12 protein-coding genes are annotated in these 17,594 nt (G+C 72.3%); 3 read left to right on the forward strand and 9 right to left on the reverse strand.

The genetic code is table 11. The features are described 5' to 3' along the window. Positions 1-27 precede the first annotated feature (27 nt). Positions 28-2,526, reverse strand: a complete 2,499-nt coding sequence (locus tag AMK11_RS34785) for a SpoIIE family protein phosphatase (protein WP_073732123.1) — start codon at positions 2,524-2,526, stop codon at positions 28-30. Then, positions 2,523-6,518, reverse strand: a complete 3,996-nt coding sequence (locus AMK11_RS34790; protein WP_079187886.1) for a HAMP domain-containing protein — start codon at positions 6,516-6,518, stop codon at positions 2,523-2,525. The genes AMK11_RS34785 and AMK11_RS34790 overlap by 4 nt, the downstream gene beginning before the upstream one ends. A 341-nt stretch (positions 6,519-6,859) precedes the next feature. On the opposite strand from AMK11_RS34790, the gene AMK11_RS34795 reads away from it, so the two are divergent. Next, on the forward strand, positions 6,860-7,225 hold the full coding sequence (locus AMK11_RS34795; RefSeq protein WP_079187887.1) for a PRC-barrel domain-containing protein: 366 nt from the start codon (positions 6,860-6,862) through the stop codon (positions 7,223-7,225). 46 nt (positions 7,226-7,271) lie between these two features. Further along, positions 7,272-7,724, forward strand: coding sequence for an ATP-binding protein (locus tag AMK11_RS34800; protein ID WP_073732142.1), 453 nt, complete (start codon positions 7,272-7,274; stop codon positions 7,722-7,724). Positions 7,725-7,740: 16 nt separating this feature from the next. Here AMK11_RS34800 and AMK11_RS34805 read toward each other — a convergent pair whose 3' ends face one another. Both AMK11_RS34805 and AMK11_RS34810 read right to left on the reverse strand, forming a co-directional pair. Beyond that, positions 7,741-8,175 (reverse strand): ATP-binding protein, encoded by a 435-nt coding sequence (locus tag AMK11_RS34805; protein ID WP_073732126.1) that lies wholly within the window; start codon positions 8,173-8,175, stop codon positions 7,741-7,743. A 141-nt stretch (positions 8,176-8,316) separates the two neighbouring features. Beyond that, on the reverse strand, positions 8,317-10,224 hold the full coding sequence (locus AMK11_RS34810) for an AMP-dependent synthetase/ligase (RefSeq protein ID WP_073732127.1): 1,908 nt from the start codon (positions 10,222-10,224) through the stop codon (positions 8,317-8,319). Between the two features lie 151 nt (positions 10,225-10,375). Here AMK11_RS34810 and AMK11_RS34815 point away from each other — a divergent pair, with 151 nt between their 5' ends. Then, a complete protein-coding gene (locus AMK11_RS34815; RefSeq protein ID WP_073732128.1) occupies positions 10,376-10,609 on the forward strand; it encodes a DUF6480 family protein in 234 nt (77 codons plus the stop codon). Positions 10,610-10,664: 55 nt separating this feature from the next. Here the strand turns inward: AMK11_RS34815 and AMK11_RS34820 are convergent, their stop codons facing one another. The 5 genes from AMK11_RS34820 to AMK11_RS34840 form a co-directional block, all read right to left on the reverse strand. After that, positions 10,665-11,756 (reverse strand): glutamate--cysteine ligase 2, encoded by a 1,092-nt coding sequence (locus AMK11_RS34820; RefSeq protein WP_073732129.1) that lies wholly within the window; start codon positions 11,754-11,756, stop codon positions 10,665-10,667. 111 nt (positions 11,757-11,867) lie between these two features. Continuing rightward, positions 11,868-14,090 (reverse strand): 1,4-alpha-glucan branching enzyme, encoded by a 2,223-nt coding sequence (gene glgB / locus AMK11_RS34825; protein ID WP_073732130.1) that lies wholly within the window; start codon positions 14,088-14,090, stop codon positions 11,868-11,870. A gap of 3 nt (positions 14,091-14,093) precedes the next feature. After that, positions 14,094-15,455, reverse strand: coding sequence for a maltokinase N-terminal cap-like domain-containing protein (locus tag AMK11_RS34830; protein WP_073732131.1), 1,362 nt, complete (start codon positions 15,453-15,455; stop codon positions 14,094-14,096). Between the two features lie 28 nt (positions 15,456-15,483). After that, positions 15,484-17,202, reverse strand: a complete 1,719-nt coding sequence (treS, locus tag AMK11_RS34835) for a maltose alpha-D-glucosyltransferase (protein ID WP_073732132.1) — start codon at positions 17,200-17,202, stop codon at positions 15,484-15,486. Then, positions 17,199-17,594, reverse strand: a 396-nt coding sequence (locus tag AMK11_RS34840; protein WP_143194607.1) for a DUF3459 domain-containing protein, incomplete at its 5' end; no start/stop codon positions are given. The genes AMK11_RS34840 and treS, both read right to left, overlap by 4 nt.

The raw sequence follows: 17,594 nt of genomic DNA on the forward strand, positions 1-17,594 counted from the left end.
GTCAGGACCGGACGTGCATGCCCCGCGTCACCCGACCCGGATGCCCACCAGGCACGTGTCGTCGTCCGTGTCCGACCTGCTGTAGGTGAGCAGCCGGTCCAGGTGCTGGTCGAGGGAGTCCGGCGCCGGACGGACCGTGTTCAGGAGCTGGGCCAGCGCCTCCTCCACCGAGCGGTCGCGGCGCTCGATCAGACCGTCCGTGTACATCAGCAGCGTGTCCTCGGCCGCCAGCTGCACCTCGTCCTCCTCGTACGACGCCTCGGCCGCCGCGCCCAGCAGCATCCCCTTGACCAGCGGCAGCGGCCCCGCCTCGGCGCCCCGGACCAGCACCGGCGGCAGATGCCCCGCGCGGGCCCAGCGCAGCGTGCGCCGGGCCGGGTCGTACAGGCCGCACACCGCCGTGGCGGTGATGCCGCCGGTCAGGTGGTGCGCCACGATGTTGAGCCACGACAGCAGCTGGCCCGGACCGGCACCGGTCACCGCCAGGCCGCGCAGCGCGTTGCGCAGCACCACCATGCTGGTCGCCGCCTCTATGCCGTGGCCGGAGACGTCGCCCACGCACAGCAGCACCAGCCCGTTCGGCAGCCGCACGGCGTCGTACCAGTCGCCGCCCACCAGCTGCTCGGTCTCCGCGGGCCGGTACCGGACGGCCACCCGGAGGTCGGGCATCTCGAGCGGGGTCTGGGACGGCGGCATGATCGCGTGCTGGAGCTGCAGGGTCAGCCGGGCGCGTTCGATGGCCTGCTGCTCGGTGTGCGCCAGCTGGTCGCGGGTGGCGGCGAGCGCCACCTCGGTCCAGTGCTGCGCCGAGATGTCCTGATAGGCCCCGCGTACGAGGAGCAGCCGGTCGTCGGTGTCCAGGACCGGTTCGGCGACCACCCGCACGTGCCGGGTCACCCCGTCGGGCCGCTGCAGCCGGAACGCCGCCGACGCCGGCCGCCGGTGGTGCAGCAGCGTGCGCAGGAACCGGCCGATGGTGACGGCGTCGTCCGGGTGGGCGTGCGCGGTCAGCTCCTCCAGCGGCACCGGGGCGCTCGACCGGGGGCGCCCGTAGAGGTCGAACAGCTGCCCGTTCCAGGTGATCTCACCGGTGAGCAGGTTCTCCTCGAAACCGCCGATGCGGCCGAGGCGCTGGGCGTGCTGGAGCAGGCTGGCCAGCCGGGCCGTCTCGTCCTCGATGCGCCAGATGAGCAGGACGGCGTTGCCGTGCCGGCTGACGCTGATGTCCGCGACCGCCGAGAGCGGAACCTGGTCCACCAGCGCGGTGAGGTTGATGCGCCGCGCCCGGAACGGCTCGCCGGTGGCGTACACCCGCTCCACGTTCTGGAACAGCTCGCTGTCCCCGGCGGCCATCGGGTAGGCCTCCAGCAGCAGCGCGCCCCCCACGACGGCACGCGGCCGGCCGGCCGGGTCCAGGAAACTCTCGTTCACGTGCTGGATGCGGAAGTCCGCCAGATGCCCGTCGGCGTCCAGATGCGGCACCAGGACCAGCGCGGGGTCGTACAGCCCGTCGGCCAGGTCCATCAGCTCCACCGCGTCCGGCATGAGCCGGGGCTCCTGCCCGGCGCCGTGCGCCGGCACGTACGACTCCAGGGTGTGCGCGCACAGCTCCGCCAAGGCCTCCACCTGGCGCACCACCTGCGGCGGCTGCGGGGCCAGCGGCGCCGGCCAGACGATCTCCAGCACGCCGTGGATGCGGCCCCCGGTGCCGGCGGGCACGGCGACCCGGCCGCCGTCCGGGTACTGGTGCCGGCCCACGCTGGGCAGCCCGGTCTCGGCCAGGGAGGTGAACCACTGGCCCGTGCGCTCGGCCAGCCCGCACCGGGCCACCGTCGTCACGTCCGGCGGCACGTAGTGCCAGCGGGTGGCCTCGGCCGCGGAGAAGCCCGCGCTGCCGGCCAGGGTCAGCGACCCGTCGTACCCGGCCGCCCAGATGGCCACGGCGGCCGCGCCCAGCGGACGCAGCGCCTGCTTCAGCAGGGCGTCGGCGACGGCCTGGGTGTCGCCCGCGGCCAGCGCGCCGCTCTCGGCCGCCCTGAGGCGCACGGCGGCCGACTCCGCGCCCGCCGCCCCGGTGTCCGCGCCGTCGTCGGCGTCCGCACCGCGTACGGCGGCGGTGGCGGTGAGGAACGCGTCCGTCACCTCCGACACCCGGTCCCGGGCGGCCTGGTTGATCACGTCGACGGCGAACTCCAGCGGCGTCACCTGGGACTGCTCGGCCAGCTCGGCCAGCTGCCGGGCGGCCTGCGCCGGACCGCAGCCCAGCCGGGCGACCAGGACGCCCTTGGCCAGCTCGATCAGGGCCCGGCCCTCCGCCTCGGCCTGGGCGGCCCGCACCTCGCGGCTGAGCCGTTCCACCGTGGCCGCCAGCCGGCCCACGGGCGACAGCGGGGTCATGCCGCGCAGAGGGGCCGCCGGGCCGTCCACCGCGCAGGAGTGCGGCGGCCCGGACGCCGGGGGCGGCGCGGCGGAGGCGTCCCGGGGCGCGGCGCCGCCCGGCTCGCGGGGCTGTTCGGACGCGCTCATGCGGGCAGCCACCGTCGGACGCAGGCGATGAGGTCCTGGGTGTCGACCGGCTTGGTCACGTAGTCGCTGGCGCCCGAGGCGAGGCTCTTCTCCCGGTCGCCCGGCATGGCCTTCGCCGTGACCGCGATGATCGGCAGCTCGGCGTACCGCGGGATCCGGCGGATCTCCTCCGTCGCCGTGTAGCCGTCCATCTCGGGCATCATCACGTCCATCAGCACCAGCGCGACCTCCGGGTGGTCCACCAGCGTCTCGATGCCCCGGCGCCCGTTCTCCGCGTGCAGCACCCGGAAGCCGTGGAGCTCCAGGATGCCGCTGAGCGCGAAGAGGTTGCGCGCGTCGTCGTCGACGACGAGGACGGTGCGCCCGCCGGGCGAGTCGTCCACCGCGTGCGGGGCGAGGTGCTGCGGCTCCTCCGACCGGACCAGCGACAGCACGTCCCCGGGCTCCTCGGCGGCCAGGTGCAGGGCGATGCGCTCGCGCAGCTCGTCGAGGCTGGACAGGAACTCCAGCGCCCCGCCCCCGGGGCCGGAGCGCAGGTCCTCCTCCAGGGCGGCGTCCGCGCGGTGACCGCTGTGCACGAGCACCGGCACGCTCGCCAGCGCCGAGTCGCCCCGCAGGGCCCGCAGGAAGCGGGACGCCTCGGCGTCCGGCATGCCCAGCTCCAGGACGACGCAGTGGCACGGCTCGGCGGCCAGCGCACCGGCGGCCTCCTGCGCGCCCACGGCCGTGATCACGTCGAGCGGTGGCCTGACGCCCGTGTCGTCCCGCCCGTGCGTCAGGTCGGCGATCACGCTCTCCGCGACGAGGGTGAGCAGGCCCCGGGGGCGCTCCTCCACGACGAGCAGCCGCCGGGGACGCTGCCGGTGGCCACCGGTGAGCTCGGCCACCGCAGCCGGGCGGGACAGCGCGTCGGCCGGCGACTCGGCGTCGGGCTGCTCCGGGCCGTGGGCCAGCAGTTCCTCGAAGTCGGGCCGGGCCACGGGCAGGAACAGCGTGAAGGTGCTGCCCCGGTCGGGGGTGCTCTCCACGGTGACGGCGCCGCCCAGCAGCTGGGCGATCTCCCGGGTGATGGACAGGCCGAGCCCCGTGCCGCCGTACTTGCGGCTCGTCGTGCCGTCCGCCTGCTGGAAGGCGCCGAAGACCGACTCCAGGTTCTGCTCCGGAATCCCGATGCCCGTGTCCTTCACCCGGAAGGCCACCACCGCCCCGCCCCGGACCACACCCGCCGGCACCTCGTCGTCCGGCGCCGGTTCGACGGCCAGCTCCACGCCACCCCGCTCGGTGAACTTCACCGCGTTGGACAGCAGGTTGCGCAGGACCTGACGCAGCCGCGAGTCGTCGGTCAGCAGGTCCGCCGGCGCTCCGGCGGCCGTCGAGACCGTGAACTCCAGGCCCTTCTGCGTCGTCATCGGCCGGAAGGTGGCCTCGACGTACTCGATGAGCTGCCGCAGTGTCACGCGCTCGGGGGTGACGTCCATCTTCCCGGCCTCGACCTTCGACAGGTCCAGGATGTCGTTGATCAGCTGGAGCAGGTCCGAGCCCGCGGAGTGGATGATGCCCGCGTACTCGACCTGCTTCGGCGTGAGGTTGCGCGACGGGTTCTGCGCGAGCAGCTGGGCCAGGATCAGCAGGCTGTTGAGCGGGGTCCGCAGCTCGTGGCTCATGTTGGCCAGGAACTCCGACTTGTACTTCGATGCCAGCGACAGCTGCTGGGCCCGGGCCTCCAGCTCCTGCCGCGCCTGCTCGATCTGCAGGTTCTTCGCCTCGATGTCCCGGTTCTGCGCCGCCAGCAGGGACGCCTTGTCCTCCAGCTCGGCGTTGGAGTGCTGCAGCTCCTCCTGCTGCACCTGGAGCTCCGCCGAGCGGGCCTGCAGCTCGGCGGTCAGCCGCTGCGACTCGGCGAGCAGCTCGTCGGTGCGGGCGTTGGCCACGATCGTGTTGACGTTGGCGCCGATGGACTCCATCAGCAGTTCCAGGAAGTCGCGGTTGATCTGCGTGAACGGTGCGACGGACGCCAGCTCGATGACACCGAGGACCTGGCCCTCGACCACGATGGGCACCAGCACCAGGGCGGACGGCACCACCTCGCCGAGACCGGAGGAGATGGTCACGTAACCGGACGGCACCTCGTCCACCACGATGGTGCGCCGGCTGCGCGCGGCCTGCCCGACCAGGGTGCGGCCGAAGGCGATACGGGTGGGTCTGGCCGAGTCCTCGGGGTAGCCGTAGGAGCCGACGAGCCGCAGCTCGGGACCGGCCTCGCCGTCCTCCGCCAGGTAGAAGGCGCCGTACTGGGCCGACACCAGCGGCACCAGCTCGTCCATGATCAGCTCGGCGACCACGGGCAGGTCCCGGTGTCCCTGCATCAGCCCGGAGATGCGGGCCAGGTTGGTCTTGAGCCAGTCCTGCTCCTGGTTGGCCCGCGTCGTCTCGCGCAGCGACTCCACCATGGAGTTGATGTTGTCCTTGAGCTCGGCGACCTCGCCGGACGCCTCCACGTTGACGGAGCGGGTCAGGTCGCCCTCGGCGACGGCGGAGGTCACCTCGGCGATCGCGCGGACCTGGCGGGTGAGGTTGCCGGCCAGCTCGTTGACGTTCTCCGTGAGCCGCTTCCAGGTGCCGGAGACGCCCTCCACCTCGGCCTGACCGCCGAGGCGGCCCTCGGTGCCGACCTCGCGGGCGACGCGGGTGACCTCGTCGGCGAAGGCGGAGAGCTGGTCGACCATCGTGTTGATGGTCGTCTTCAGCTCCAGGATCTCGCCGCGCGCGTCGACGTCGATCTTCTTCGACAGGTCGCCCCGCGCCACCGCGGTCGTCACCAGCGCGATGTTGCGCACCTGGCCGGTGAGGTTGTTGGCCATGGAGTTGACGTTGTCGGTGAGGTCCTTCCAGGTCCCCGCGACGTTGGGCACGTGCGCCTGACCGCCGAGGCGGCCCTCGGTGCCGACCTCGCGGGCGACCCGGGTGACCTCGTCGGCGAACGCGGACAGCGTGTCGACCATCGTGTTGATCACGTCGGCCAGCGCCGCGACCTCGCCCTTGGCCTCGACGGTGATCCGCTGGGAGAGGTCGCCCTTGGCCACGGCGGTGGCGACCTGCGTGATGGAGCGGACCTGGCCGGTGAGGTTGTTGGCCATGGAGTTGACGTTGTCGGTCAGGTCCTTCCAGGTGCCCGACACCCCGCGCACCTGGGCCCGCCCGCCCAGGTTGCCCTCGGTGCCGACCTCGCGGGCGACGCGGGTGACCTCGTCGGCGAAGGCGGAGAGCTGGTCGACCATCGTGTTGATGGTGTTCTTGAGCTCCAGGATCTCGCCGCGGGCGTCCACGGTGATCTTCTGCGACAGGTCGCCCTTGGCCACCGCGGTCGCCACCTGGGCGACGTTGCGGACCTGGCCGGTCAGATTGCCCGCCATGAAGTTCACCGAGTCGGTGAGGTCGCGCCACGTGCCCTTGACGCCCTGCACGTCGGCCTGGCCGCCGAGCCGTCCGTCGGTGCCGACCTCGCGGGCGACGCGGGTGACCTCGTCGGCGAAGGCGGAGAGCTGGTCGACCATCGTGTTGATGGTGTTCTTGAGCTCCAGGATCTCGCCGCGGGCGTCCACGTCGATCTTCTGCGACAGGTCGCCCTTGGCCACCGCCGTGGCCACCTGCGCGATGTCACGGACCTGGGTGGTCAGGTTCCCCGCCATCGCGTTGACCGAGTCCGTCAGGTCGGCCCAGGTGCCCGACACCCCGGGCACCCGGGCCTGACCGCCGAGGGTGCCCTCGGTGCCGACCTCGCGGGCCACCCGGGTGACCTCCGAGGTGAACACGGACAACTGGTCCACCATGCCGTTGAAGACCTTGGCGATGTCGCCCATCAGGCCGTCCGCCTCGTCCGGCAGACGGGTGCCGAAGTCACCGTCCCGGACGGCCGTGAGGCCCGCCAGGAGACGGCGCAGCTCCTGATCGCCCGGACCCGTATCGACGGTTCCGGTGCTGTCGCTGGTCATGCGCACCCTCGTTCCGCTCCCCAGGAGCCCCCGGTACGAGGACTCGACAACCCCCTCCGGACCCGATGGCGCGGTCCGGTCACCTGTGCGTGCGTTCCCGCAGTTCACGGAACTGCTGAAGGATCTGCTCAGGAGAAAAATAGCCCAGAGGCCGCCCCGGGTCGCGGGCGCCGGCGAAAGCCGGGCGTCACCCGATGGAGCGGCCTGATCGAACGGGGGCCGAATGCGGCGGGCCCGGCCGGGTATCTGCTGCTGTGGAGCCGGTCCGGCCCGTGGCGTCGCCCGGCCCCGCAGTCGTCAGCACGGTCGGATCGATGCGGGAGGGAAGGGAAGGCGTGCCGATGGAGAGCATCTGGTCGTACGCGGCGGAAAGCGGTCATGTGGAGGGACAGGACCTCACCGGCTGCACCGTCGTCGCCACCGACGGCACCATCGGGCACGTGGACCGGCAGGCCGAGCACTTCGGCATGCGGCACCTGATCGTGGACACCGGCGTCTGGGTCTTCGGCCGCAGCGTGCTCGTGCCGGTCGGCATGGTCAGGGGCATCGACCCCGGGGCACGCACGGTCACGGTCGCCTGCACCAGGGCACAGGTCAAGGCCGCGCCCCGGTTCCGCACCGACAGCGAGACGATGGACCGGCAGTATCTGGCGTCCGTCGGCGACTACTACCATCGGCTGCCGCCGCGGGAGACCTCCGCGGACTGACCCGGTGCCGAACGACAGCACGGCGAACACCAGGGACACCACTGACATGGAACCAACCGACGGGATCACCACGGCCTCGTCCGGCGTCACGGCGCCCGACGGGCCGGCCTCCACCGCCGTGACCAGCGCGGCGGCGGCACGCGCGTACGCGGAGTCGGTGGCGCGTGCGCAGTGGGGAGCGGGCCGCGGGGTGCGCGAGGAGGACGTCGTCGACCTGCTGCTCGTCGTCTCGGAGCTGGTGACCAACGCGATCCGCCACGGCGAGGGACTGGCCGGCTTCGAGGTCCGGCCCACGGACGAGGGGATGTGGATCGCCGTCCACGACCACAGCGCGGTCGTGCCGCGTGCCGCGTACGCGTTCCCCACCCGGCACCGCGGGAGCGGCTACGGCTGGCCGCTGGTGGCCCGCCTGGCCCGTGACATCGCCGTGGACCGCCGGCCGGCGGGCGGCAAGACGATCAGCGTGCTGGTGCCGCTGCGCGACGCCGGCGCTCCCTGACGGAGCCGGGCGCCGCTCACCACGGCAGGAAGACGTGGATGTCCTTGCCCCGCTCGCCGGTGACGACGCTCACCTGGTCGGAGAGGGTATGGATCAGATGCCAGCCGATGCCCCCGCCGCCGCTGCTCGGATGGAAGGGGCGCGGCGCGGGCTCCGTCGTACTGGTGTCGTGCATCACCACGTGCACGCCGTCGAAGGTACGCCGCAACCGCAGCTGGAAAGGCCCGGGGGCGTACTGCACCGCGTTCGCCGCCAGTTCGGTGACGACGAGCAGGATGTCGTCCCAGTGCTCGGGCTGTGCGGGCGGTGCCGCACGGGCCAGGTCGTAGAGGAACTCCTCCGCGACCAGGCGCGCACCGGTCACATTGTGCAGCTCCCCGGTGAAGCTGGCGGTGCGGTTCGTGATCTCCTCGGAAGCCAGTGTCCTGTCCCAACGCGACTCGGCTGCCATCTCGCCTTCCCGGCCCGGCACCAGCCGGACGTCGTCCCTTCTTCGCATTCCCTTCGTCTGTAGTTCCCGTGCCGATCGAGGCTACGCGCCTCGATCGCCACGGTCCGGGTGCGAGGGCCGCGGGTGACGCCTCCGCCGCCGTCACCGGAAGAACACGTTGTCCGAGTCCTCCCAGCCGGCCGGCTCCTCGGGCACCGTCCTGGGACGCCGGTGCGGCCGGGCCTCGTACATCGCGTCGATCTCGAAGGCGTAGGTCCGTACGATCTCGTCGCGCCGCAGCTTCATCGACGGGGTCAGCAGCCCGTTGGACACGTCGAAGGGTTCGGGCAGGACGCGGAAGACCCGGATGGACTCCGAGCGCGACACGGCGCTGTTGGCCGCGGCCACCGCCCGCGCCACCTCCTCGCGCAGCGCGTTCTCCTCCCGCGCCTCGCGGGCCGGGGCGTCGCCCTGCAACGCCAGACCCGCCCGCCAGTGGGTCAGGAACTCGGGGTCGAGCGTGATCAGGGCGCCGACGCAGGGCCGGTTGTCGCCCACCACCACCGCCTGGTGGACGAGCGGATGCATGCGCAGCCGCTGCTCCAGGGCGGCCGGCGCCACGCTCTTGCCGCCGCTGGTGATGATGACGTCCTTCTTGCGTCCCGTGATCGCCAGGTAGTTCTCCCCGTCCAGGTGACCGAGGTCCCCGGTGGCCAGCCAGCCGCCGCGCAGCACCTCGCGGGTGGCCGCCTCGTCGCCGAGGTACCCCTGGAACAGCGACGGCCCGCGCACCAGGATCTCCCCGTCGTCGGCCAGGCGGATCTCCATGCCGGGCAGCGGCTGGCCGACGGTGCCGGACTTCTCCCGCCCCAGCGGCTGCATGGTCAGCCCGCCGCTGGTCTCGGTCAGCCCGTAGCCGTCGTGGACGTAGACGCCGATGCCCTCGTAGAACAGGGACAGCTCACGGCTGAGCGGCGAACCGCCGCACGTCGCGCGGCGCACCCGGCCGCCCAGCGCGCTCCGCAGCCGGCGGTAGACCGTCCGCTCGAACAGGGAGTGCTGGAGCCGCAGGTCGAAGCCGGGCCCGGGCCCCTGGCCCAGCCGCCGGCGCTCCAGCGCGGCGGCGAAGTCCCGCGCCGTGCCGGCGGCCCGCTCGAACAGCGCTCCGCGGCCCGCCTGCTGCGCGGTGCGCAGGAAATTCTTGTACAGCTTCTCCAGGACGGACGGGACCGCGTAGAAGTACGTCGGGCGGAAGGAGCGCAGGGCCGAGGCGAGCGCCTCCTCGGTCGTCGCCGGTTCGTGCGCCATGAGCAGCCCGCCCCGGACACACAGGTTCTGGATCATCAGCCCGTACACGTGCGAGAAGGGCAGGAAGGCGAGGACCGCGCCCTGCTCGCCGGGCGGCGCCACCGTGTGGCCCCAGCCCTCGATCAGCGTGTCGCACGGACTGGCCAGCCCGCGGTGGCTCAGCGCGCAGCCCATGGCGCGGCCCGAGGTGCCCGAGGTGTAGGCGACGACCGCCGTGGCGTCCGGCGGCACGATGCGTCGCATGGAGTCGACCGTGGCGTACGGGATGAACTCGCCGCGCGCCACGAGCGTGTCCAGCGCGCCCGCGTCCAGCTGCCAGACGTGGCGGAGCGCGGGCAGCGACGCGCACACCGAGCCGACCGTCATCACGCTCTGCTCGTCCTCGACCACCACGGCCACGCAGCCCGCGTCCCGCAGGATCCACTCGACCTGGTCGCGCGAGGAGGTCGGGTAGATCGGCACCACCTCGGCGCCCACCGTCCACAGCGCGTAGCTGAAGACCGTCCACTCGTAACGGGTGCGGGCCAGGATCGCGACCCGGTCGCCCGGCGAGATGCCGCACGCGATCAGGCCCTTGGCCACGTCGACGACCTCGTCGCGGAACTCGACGGCCGTCACCTCCTGCCAGACCGGGGAGTCCGGCGCGGGACGGCGGGCCAGCATCGGCAGGGTCGGCGTGCGGGCGGCCGTCTCGAAGAGCCTGTCGGCGAGCCCGCCGGTCAGGGGCCCGGCGGCCCGGGGAGCGAGAGCGGGGTCGAGCATGCGCTGGCTCCTGACATGTACGGACGGTGACACCGCCGACGAGCACCGTTAACGGCGGTGCTGAATCTAGCCGAGGCGGTGGTCACGGGGGGCCGGGACTACAGAAGTGTTCCCGCCCGGTGATCTCGGCGGATCGGGGGACCCGGGGGACATGACCCACACGAATCCGGACCCGGAACCCGAACGCAGCACCGGACTGGAGCCGGGCGGCGGCGTGCCGCCCGGCGAGACCCCGCCGGGCGAGAGCAGCATGTCCGAGGCAGGCCCGTGGGAGGGTAACAACCCGTCCAAGGGCTGGGCCATGGCACCGCTGACGGTGATCCTCGTCCTCGTCGCGCTCGTCGCGGCGGGCTTCCTGGGGTACGCCCTGGTCCTGATGCTCTGACGCCCTGATGCTCTCAAGGCACGGCCGCGGAGCACCGGCACACCGCCGGGGCGTCTCAGACCGCCTGCGTGCGCCGTACGCACTCGGTGACGACGTCCCGCAGGCTGCCGGTGCGCTCCAGCAGTCCGCGCTGCACCCGCGCCCCGTTGCCGTGCCGCAGCAGACCGGCGACGCCGTCCCGCACCAGGCCCAGGTCGCCGCAGGCGGCGAGCGCCTCCCCGACGTGCTCCAGCAGCGCCCGTACGACCGTCTCCGCCGGCATCCGCCGCATCGTTGCCGGATGCAGCAGCTCCTCCGTCAGCCCCGACCGGGCGGCCCGCCAGGCCGCCAGGCGCAGCAGGCTCACGCTGGGCCCGGCCGGGGCGACGCCCTCGCGCCACTCCCGCGCGGCCGTCTCCACCAGCGCACGGGCCAAGGCCGCGACGACGACGGCCGTCGAGGCGTCCAGGCAGACGTCCGCGACCCGGAACTCGACCGTGGGGTACCGCTGGGACAGCCGGACGTCGAAGTAGATCATCCCCTCGTCGAGGATGGTGCCGGTCGCGACCATGTCGGCGACCCGGCGGTGGTAGGTCTCCGCCGACCCGAACAGCTCCGTGGGACCGGCCGACGGCCAGCGCTGCCAGACCCGGCTGCGGTAGCTGCTGTACGCGGAGTCCTTGCCCTGCCAGAACGGTGAGTTCGCGCTCAGCGCGGCCAGGACCGACAGCCACGGCCGCACCCGGTCGATGACCGCGACGCCCTCCTCGTCGGACTCCACCGAGACGTGCACGTGGCAGCCCAGGACCAGCTGCTCGTGGACCACCACGCCATACTGTTCGGCCATCCACCGGTAGCGGTGGTTCATGCCGACGGCCGGGCTGACCGGCAGCGGCGAGGTGGCGAGCGCGGCGACGGCACAGCCGATGTCGCCGGCGTGCCGCCCGGCCTCCTCGCGGCAGCGGACGATCTCCGCGTGCAGCCGCCCCATGTCCGCCTGCGGATGCGTGGCGAACTCGAGCATCTGCTCGTGCAGCTCCTTCTCGAACACGTCCTGCTCGGCGTCGTCCAGCGAGGCCCGGGCGAGCACGGCGGCGGACAGCGCCCTCGGCTCACCCGACTCGGGGTCGACCAGGAGGAGCTCCTCCTCCACTCCGACGGTACGCACGTGATGCCGCCTTTCTGCGGGCCCGGTCGCGGCGACGGCGGGACTGTCCCGTCCGTAGGACCACCGAATGCCCCGGCTCGGCGGCCGGACACCTGGTCGTGCCGCAGGGCCTCACAGGGCGTACGGCACCAGCCACACCGTCGCCAGCGGGGGAAGCGTGATCCGGACGCTCCCGTCCTCCGGCTTCACCGGGTCCGGGTTGCCCACGCCGCTGCCGCCGAAGCCCTCGGCGTCCGTGTTGAGGACCTCCTGCCAGGCGGTGGCGTCGTCGCCGACGTGGAGCGCGTACTCGTGCCGGACCACCGGGGAGAAGTTCGACACCGCGAGCAGGGGGGCGCCGTCGGCGCCGAACCGCAGGAACGCGAAGACGTTGTCCTCCGCCGCGTCCACGGCCACCCACCGGAAACCGGCCGGATCGGTGTCGCGCTGCCACAGGGCCGGCGTCCGCGCGTAGCGGGTGTTCAGCTCGCGCACCAGGTCCTGGACGCCGCGGTGGTCGCCCGCCGAGTGGTACCCCTCTTCCAGCAGCCACCACTCCGGGCCCTGCTTCTCCGACCACTCCGCGCCCTGCGCGAACTCCTGCCCCATGAAGAGCAGCTGTTTGCCCGGGTGCGCCCACATGAAGCCCAGGTACGCCCGCACGTTCGCCCGCCGCTGCCACCAGTCGCCCGGCATCTTCGACACCAGCGCCTGCTTGCCGTGCACCACCTCGTCGTGGGAGATCGGCAGGCAGTAGTTCTCGCTGTAGGCGTACACCATCGAGAACGTCATCTCGTGGTGGTGGTACTTGCGGTGCACCGGCTCGTGCGCGACGTACTCCAGCGAGTCGTGCATCCAGCCCATGTTCCACTTCAGGCCGAAGCCCAGCCCGCCGGTGTCCGTCGGCCGGGTCACCCCGCCCCACGCGGTCGACTCCTCGGCGATGGTCACCACGCCGGGGCAGCGCCGGTAGACGGTCGCGTTCATCTCCTGGAGGAACGCCATGGCCGCCAGGTCCTCCCGGCCGCCGTACACGTTGGGCTCCCACTGGCCCGAGTCGCGCGAGTAGTCCAGGTAGAGCATCGAGGCGACCGCGTCGACCCGCAGCCCGTCGATGTGGAACTCCTCGCACCAGTACACGGCGTTGGCGACCAGGAAGTTGCGCACCTCGGTGCGGGCGAAGTCGAAGGTGTACGTCCCCCAGTCCGGGTGGGTCGCGCGCCGCTCGTCCCCGGGCTCGTACAGCGGATCACCGTCGAAGCGGGCCAGCGCCCAGTCGTCCTTCGGGAAGTGCGCCGGCACCCAGTCCATGATCACGCCGATCCCCGCGCGGTGCAGCGCGTCGACCAGGAACCGGAAGTCGTCCGGCGAACCGAGCCGCGCGGTCGGCGCGTAGAACCCGGTGACCTGGTAGCCCCAGGACGGGCCGTACGGGTGCTCGGCGACCGGCATCAGCTCGACGTGGGTGAAGCCGAGATCCTTGACGTACGCGGGCAGCACGTCGGCCAGCTCGCGGTAGGTCAGCCCCGGCCGCCAGGACGGCAGGTGCACCTCGTACACCGAGAACGGCGCCTCGTGCACCGGCGTGCCGGCACGGGTGCGCATCCACTCGGCGTCGCCCCACTCGTACGCGGAGGCGGTCACCACGGACGCGGTGTTCGGCGGCTCCTCGGCCGCGCGGGCCATCGGGTCGGCCTTGAGGAACCGGTGCCCGTACCGGGAGTGGATCTCGAACTTGTACCGGGTGCCCTCACCTACGCCCGGCAGGAACAGCTCCCACACGCCGGACGAACCGAGCGAACGCATCGGGAAGGCCGTGCCGTCCCAGTGGGTGAAGTCCGTGGCGAGGCGCACCCCCTGCGCGTTCGGCGCCCACACGGTGAACCGGGTGCCGGTGACCCCCTCGTGCGTCATGGGGTGCGCGCCGAGCGCCTGCCACAGCTGCTCGTGCCGGCCCTCGCCGATCAGGTGCAGATCGAGCTCGCCGAGAGCGGGCAGGAAGCGGTACGGGTCGTGCGTCTCCTGCTCGCCCTCCTCGTACGCCACCACGAGGGTGTAGGCGGGCATCTCCGCCAGCGGCAGCACACCGGAGAAGAGGCCGTCCTCCTCCGACACGAGGGCGTGGCGCTCGCCGTCGACGACCACGCTCACCGCGCGGGCGAACGGACGCAGCGCCCGGAAGGCGATGCCACCAGGAACGGGGTGGGCGCCGAGCAGGGCGTGCGGGTCGTGGTGGGCGCCCGCCAGCAGGCGCCCCCGGTCGACCGGGTCGAGGGGCGGGGCGGTTCCGCATGCCCCGGACGCGGGCGGGACAGGACCGGACGGCTCGGGGATCGAGGTGTCGCGGAGGGCCACGGGTCAGTCTCCTCTCACGGCGAGTCGTTCGATCGCCGCCATGGGTACGGGAAGCCAGTCGGGGCGGTGCCGGGCCTCGTACAGCACCTCGTACACGGCGCGGTCCGTCTCGTAGGCGCGCAGCAGGCCGTGCTTCTTGCGGGGGTCCCACCCGGCGCGGGCGGCGTAGCCGGCGCAGAACGCCTCCCGGCAGCGGCGCGCCCACTCGGGGCGCCACGGGCGGCGCTGCCGGGCGGCGTAGTCGAAGGAGCGCAGCATGCCCGCGATGTCGCGGACGGGGGAGTGGGCGCTGCGCCGTTCGGACAGCGGACGGGACGGCTCGCCCTCGAAGTCGATGACGAACCAGTCCCGGCCGGCCCGCAGCACCTGCCCCAGGTGCAGGTCGCCGTGGATGCGCTGGGCGGGCGGCCCCGAGTCGCAGGTGGACAGTGCGGCGAAGGCCGCCCGCAGCCCGGGGACGAAGGGCTGGAGCGCCGGTACGCAGTGCGCGGCGGCGGTCAGCCGCTCGGTCATCGCCGCCGCCGTCCGGCCGTTCTCCCCCGGGGCACCGGACGGGAAGGCCTCGGCGAGCGCGAGGTGGACGTCCGCCATGGCCCGCCCCAGCTCGTGGGCCTGCACCGTGAAGTCGTCCCCGGCGGCCAGCGCGTTCAGGGACAGGGTCCAGCCGTCGGCGGCGTCGTTGAGGAACGGCTGGAGCACGCCGAGCGTCGCGTCGTACGGATGGGTGGTCCGCACCCACGCCACCGGCGCGGGGACCCGGCCGCAGCCCTGCCGGGCCAGCGCGTCCGGCACCTCCAGGTCCGGGTTGACACCGGGCTGGACGCGCCGGAAGAGCTTCAGGATGAACTCGTCCCCGTAGATCAGCGACGAGTTGGACTGCTCGGCGTCCAGCAGCCGCGGCGCCAGTCCGCCGGGCACCGGCCGCGAGGGGTCGGCCTCGAAGCGCAGGGGCCCCGCCTTGCCGGGGTGCCGCAGACGTTCCAGGAGCAGCTGGGCCGTCCGGGGGTCGTGCAGGGCGTCGTAGACCGTCCGGCCGGCCAGCGGACCGTCCTGCACCTGCCCGATGACGGCCCGGCCCAGACGCGGCGACGGCTGTTCGCGCACCCCGAGCAGCAACTGGTAGCAGTCGCCGGCCGGGGGAGCGCCGCCCGGGGCGGGCACGGGTCCGTGCCCGGTGTGCACCAGGAGGTGCAGACAGCCCGGGAACAGCTCGGTCATGGACAGCAGACCGAGCTCGGCCACGGGCCGGTCCTTGCCCGCGAACCAGCGCTGGCGCGGCAGCCACTCGCGCAGCAGCCCGCCGAGCGACGCCATGGGCTCGGCGAGATGGGTACGTCTCGGGCGCAGGGGTGCGGTCTTCGGCATGGTGACGCGTCCTTTCCTCGGCCCACGCTCAAACGCGGCGGCCGATGCGGGATGCGACTCGGGTGAGCCGGAACCAGTAGAAGCCGTGGCCCCCGAGGGTCAGCAGGTACGGCAGCTCGCCGATCGCCGGGAAGCGGACCCCGCCGAACAGTTCCACCGGATGGCGTCCGGCGAACTCGCGCAGGTCCAGTTCGGTCGGCTGGGCGAACCGCGCGAAGTTGTGCACGCACAGCACCAGGTCGTCCTCGTACTCCCGCAGGAAGGCCAGTACGGCGGGGTTGGAGGAGGGCAGTTCGGTGTAGGTGCCGAGCCCGAAGGCAGGGTTCTGCTTGCGGATCTCGATCATGCGGCGGGTCCAGTGCAGCAGGGACGAGGGCGAGGCCATGGACGCCTCGACGTTCGTCACCTGGTAGCCGTAGACCGGGTCCATGATCGTGGGCAGGTAGAGGCGCCCCGGGTCACAGGTCGAGAAGCCGGCGTTGCGGTCCGGGGTCCACTGCATCGGGGTCCGTACGGCGTCCCGGTCGCCGAGCCAGATGTTGTCGCCCATGCCGATCTCGTCGCCGTAGTAGAGGATCGGCGAGCCGGGCAGGGACAGGAGGAGCGCGGTGAACAGCTCGATCTGGTCGCGGTCGTTGTCGAGCAGGGTGGCGAGCCTGCGCCGGATGCCGATGTTGGCGCGCATGCGCGGGTCCTTGGCGTACTCCGCGTACATGTAGTCGCGCTCTTCGTCGGTGACCATCTCGAGGGTCAGCTCGTCGTGGTTGCGCAGGAAGATGCCCCACTGGCAGCCGGACGGGATGGCGGGGGTCTTGGCGAGGATCTCGGATACGGGGTAGCGGGACTCGCGGCGGACGGCCATGAAGATGCGGGGCATGACCGGGAAGTGGAAGGCCATGTGGCACTCGTCGCCGCCGGAGGCGAAGTCGCCGAAGTAGTCGACGACGTCCTCCGGCCACTGGTTGGCCTCCGCCAGCAGCACGGTGTCGGGGTAGTGCGCGTCGATCTCGCTGCGGACGCGCTTGAGGAAGGCGTGGCTGGCGGGGAGGTTCTCGCAGTTGGTGCCCTCTTCGGCGTAGAGGTAGGGCACGGCGTCGAGCCGGTAGCCGTCCACCCCGAGGTCCAGCCAGAACTTCAGCGCGCCCAGCATCTCCTCCTGCACGGCCGGGTTCTCGTAGTTCAGGTCGGGCTGGTGCGAGAAGAAGCGGTGCCAGTAGTACTGGCCGCGGACCGGGTCGTAGGTCCAGTTGGAGGCCTCGGTGTCGACGAAGATGATGCGGGCGTCGGCGTACCGGGTGTCGTCGTCGGCCCAGACGTAGTAGTCGCCGTAGGGGCCGTCGGGGTTCTTGCGGGACTCCTGGAACCACGGGTGCTGGTCGCTGGTGTGGTTCATGACGAAGTCGATGATCACGCGCATGCCGCGCTGGTGGGCCGCGTCGATGAACTCGACGAAGTCGGCCAGGTCACCGAACTCGGGCAGTACGGCGGTGTAGTCGGAGACGTCGTAGCCGCCGTCGCGCAGCGGTGACTTGAAGAAGGGCGGCAGCCACAGGCAGTCCACGCCCAGCCATTGCAGGTAGTCCAGCTTGGCGGTCAGACCCTTGAGGTCGCCGATGCCGTCGCCGTTGCTGTCCTGGAAGGAGCGGACGAGGACCTCGTAGAAGACGGCTCGTTTGAACCAGTCCGGGTCGCGGTCCTTGGCCGGGGTGTCCTCGAACTTGTCCGGGACGGGCTCGTTCACGGTCATGAGGCTGCGGACCCTTCGTTCCCGGGCGCGGCGGCGGACGGCCGGCGGAGGTGGAAGACGTGAGCGGGGGCCCGGCCGGGCTCCAGCCGCACGTAGTTCGTGCGGCCCCAGTGGTAGGTCTCGTCCGTGAGTTCGTCGTGGACCGACACCGACGCGTGCCAGTCCAGGCCGAGCTGCGGCATGTCGAGCGAGATCGTGGCCTCCTGGGTGAGGTGTGGGTCGAGGTTCACGACCACCAGCACGACGTCGGACCCCTCGCGTTTGCTGTACGCGATGAGGGCGTCGTTGTCGGTGTGGTGGAAGCGGAGGTTCCTGAGCCGGTGCAGCGCGGGATGGGCCCGGCGGATGGTGTTGAGGCGGGTGATGAGGGGGGCGATGGTGGTGCCCTCGCG

Origin of the sequence: Streptomyces sp. CB02414, from assembly GCF_001905385.1 — a bacterium.
Lineage (GTDB): Bacteria > Actinomycetota > Actinomycetes > Streptomycetales > Streptomycetaceae > Streptomyces.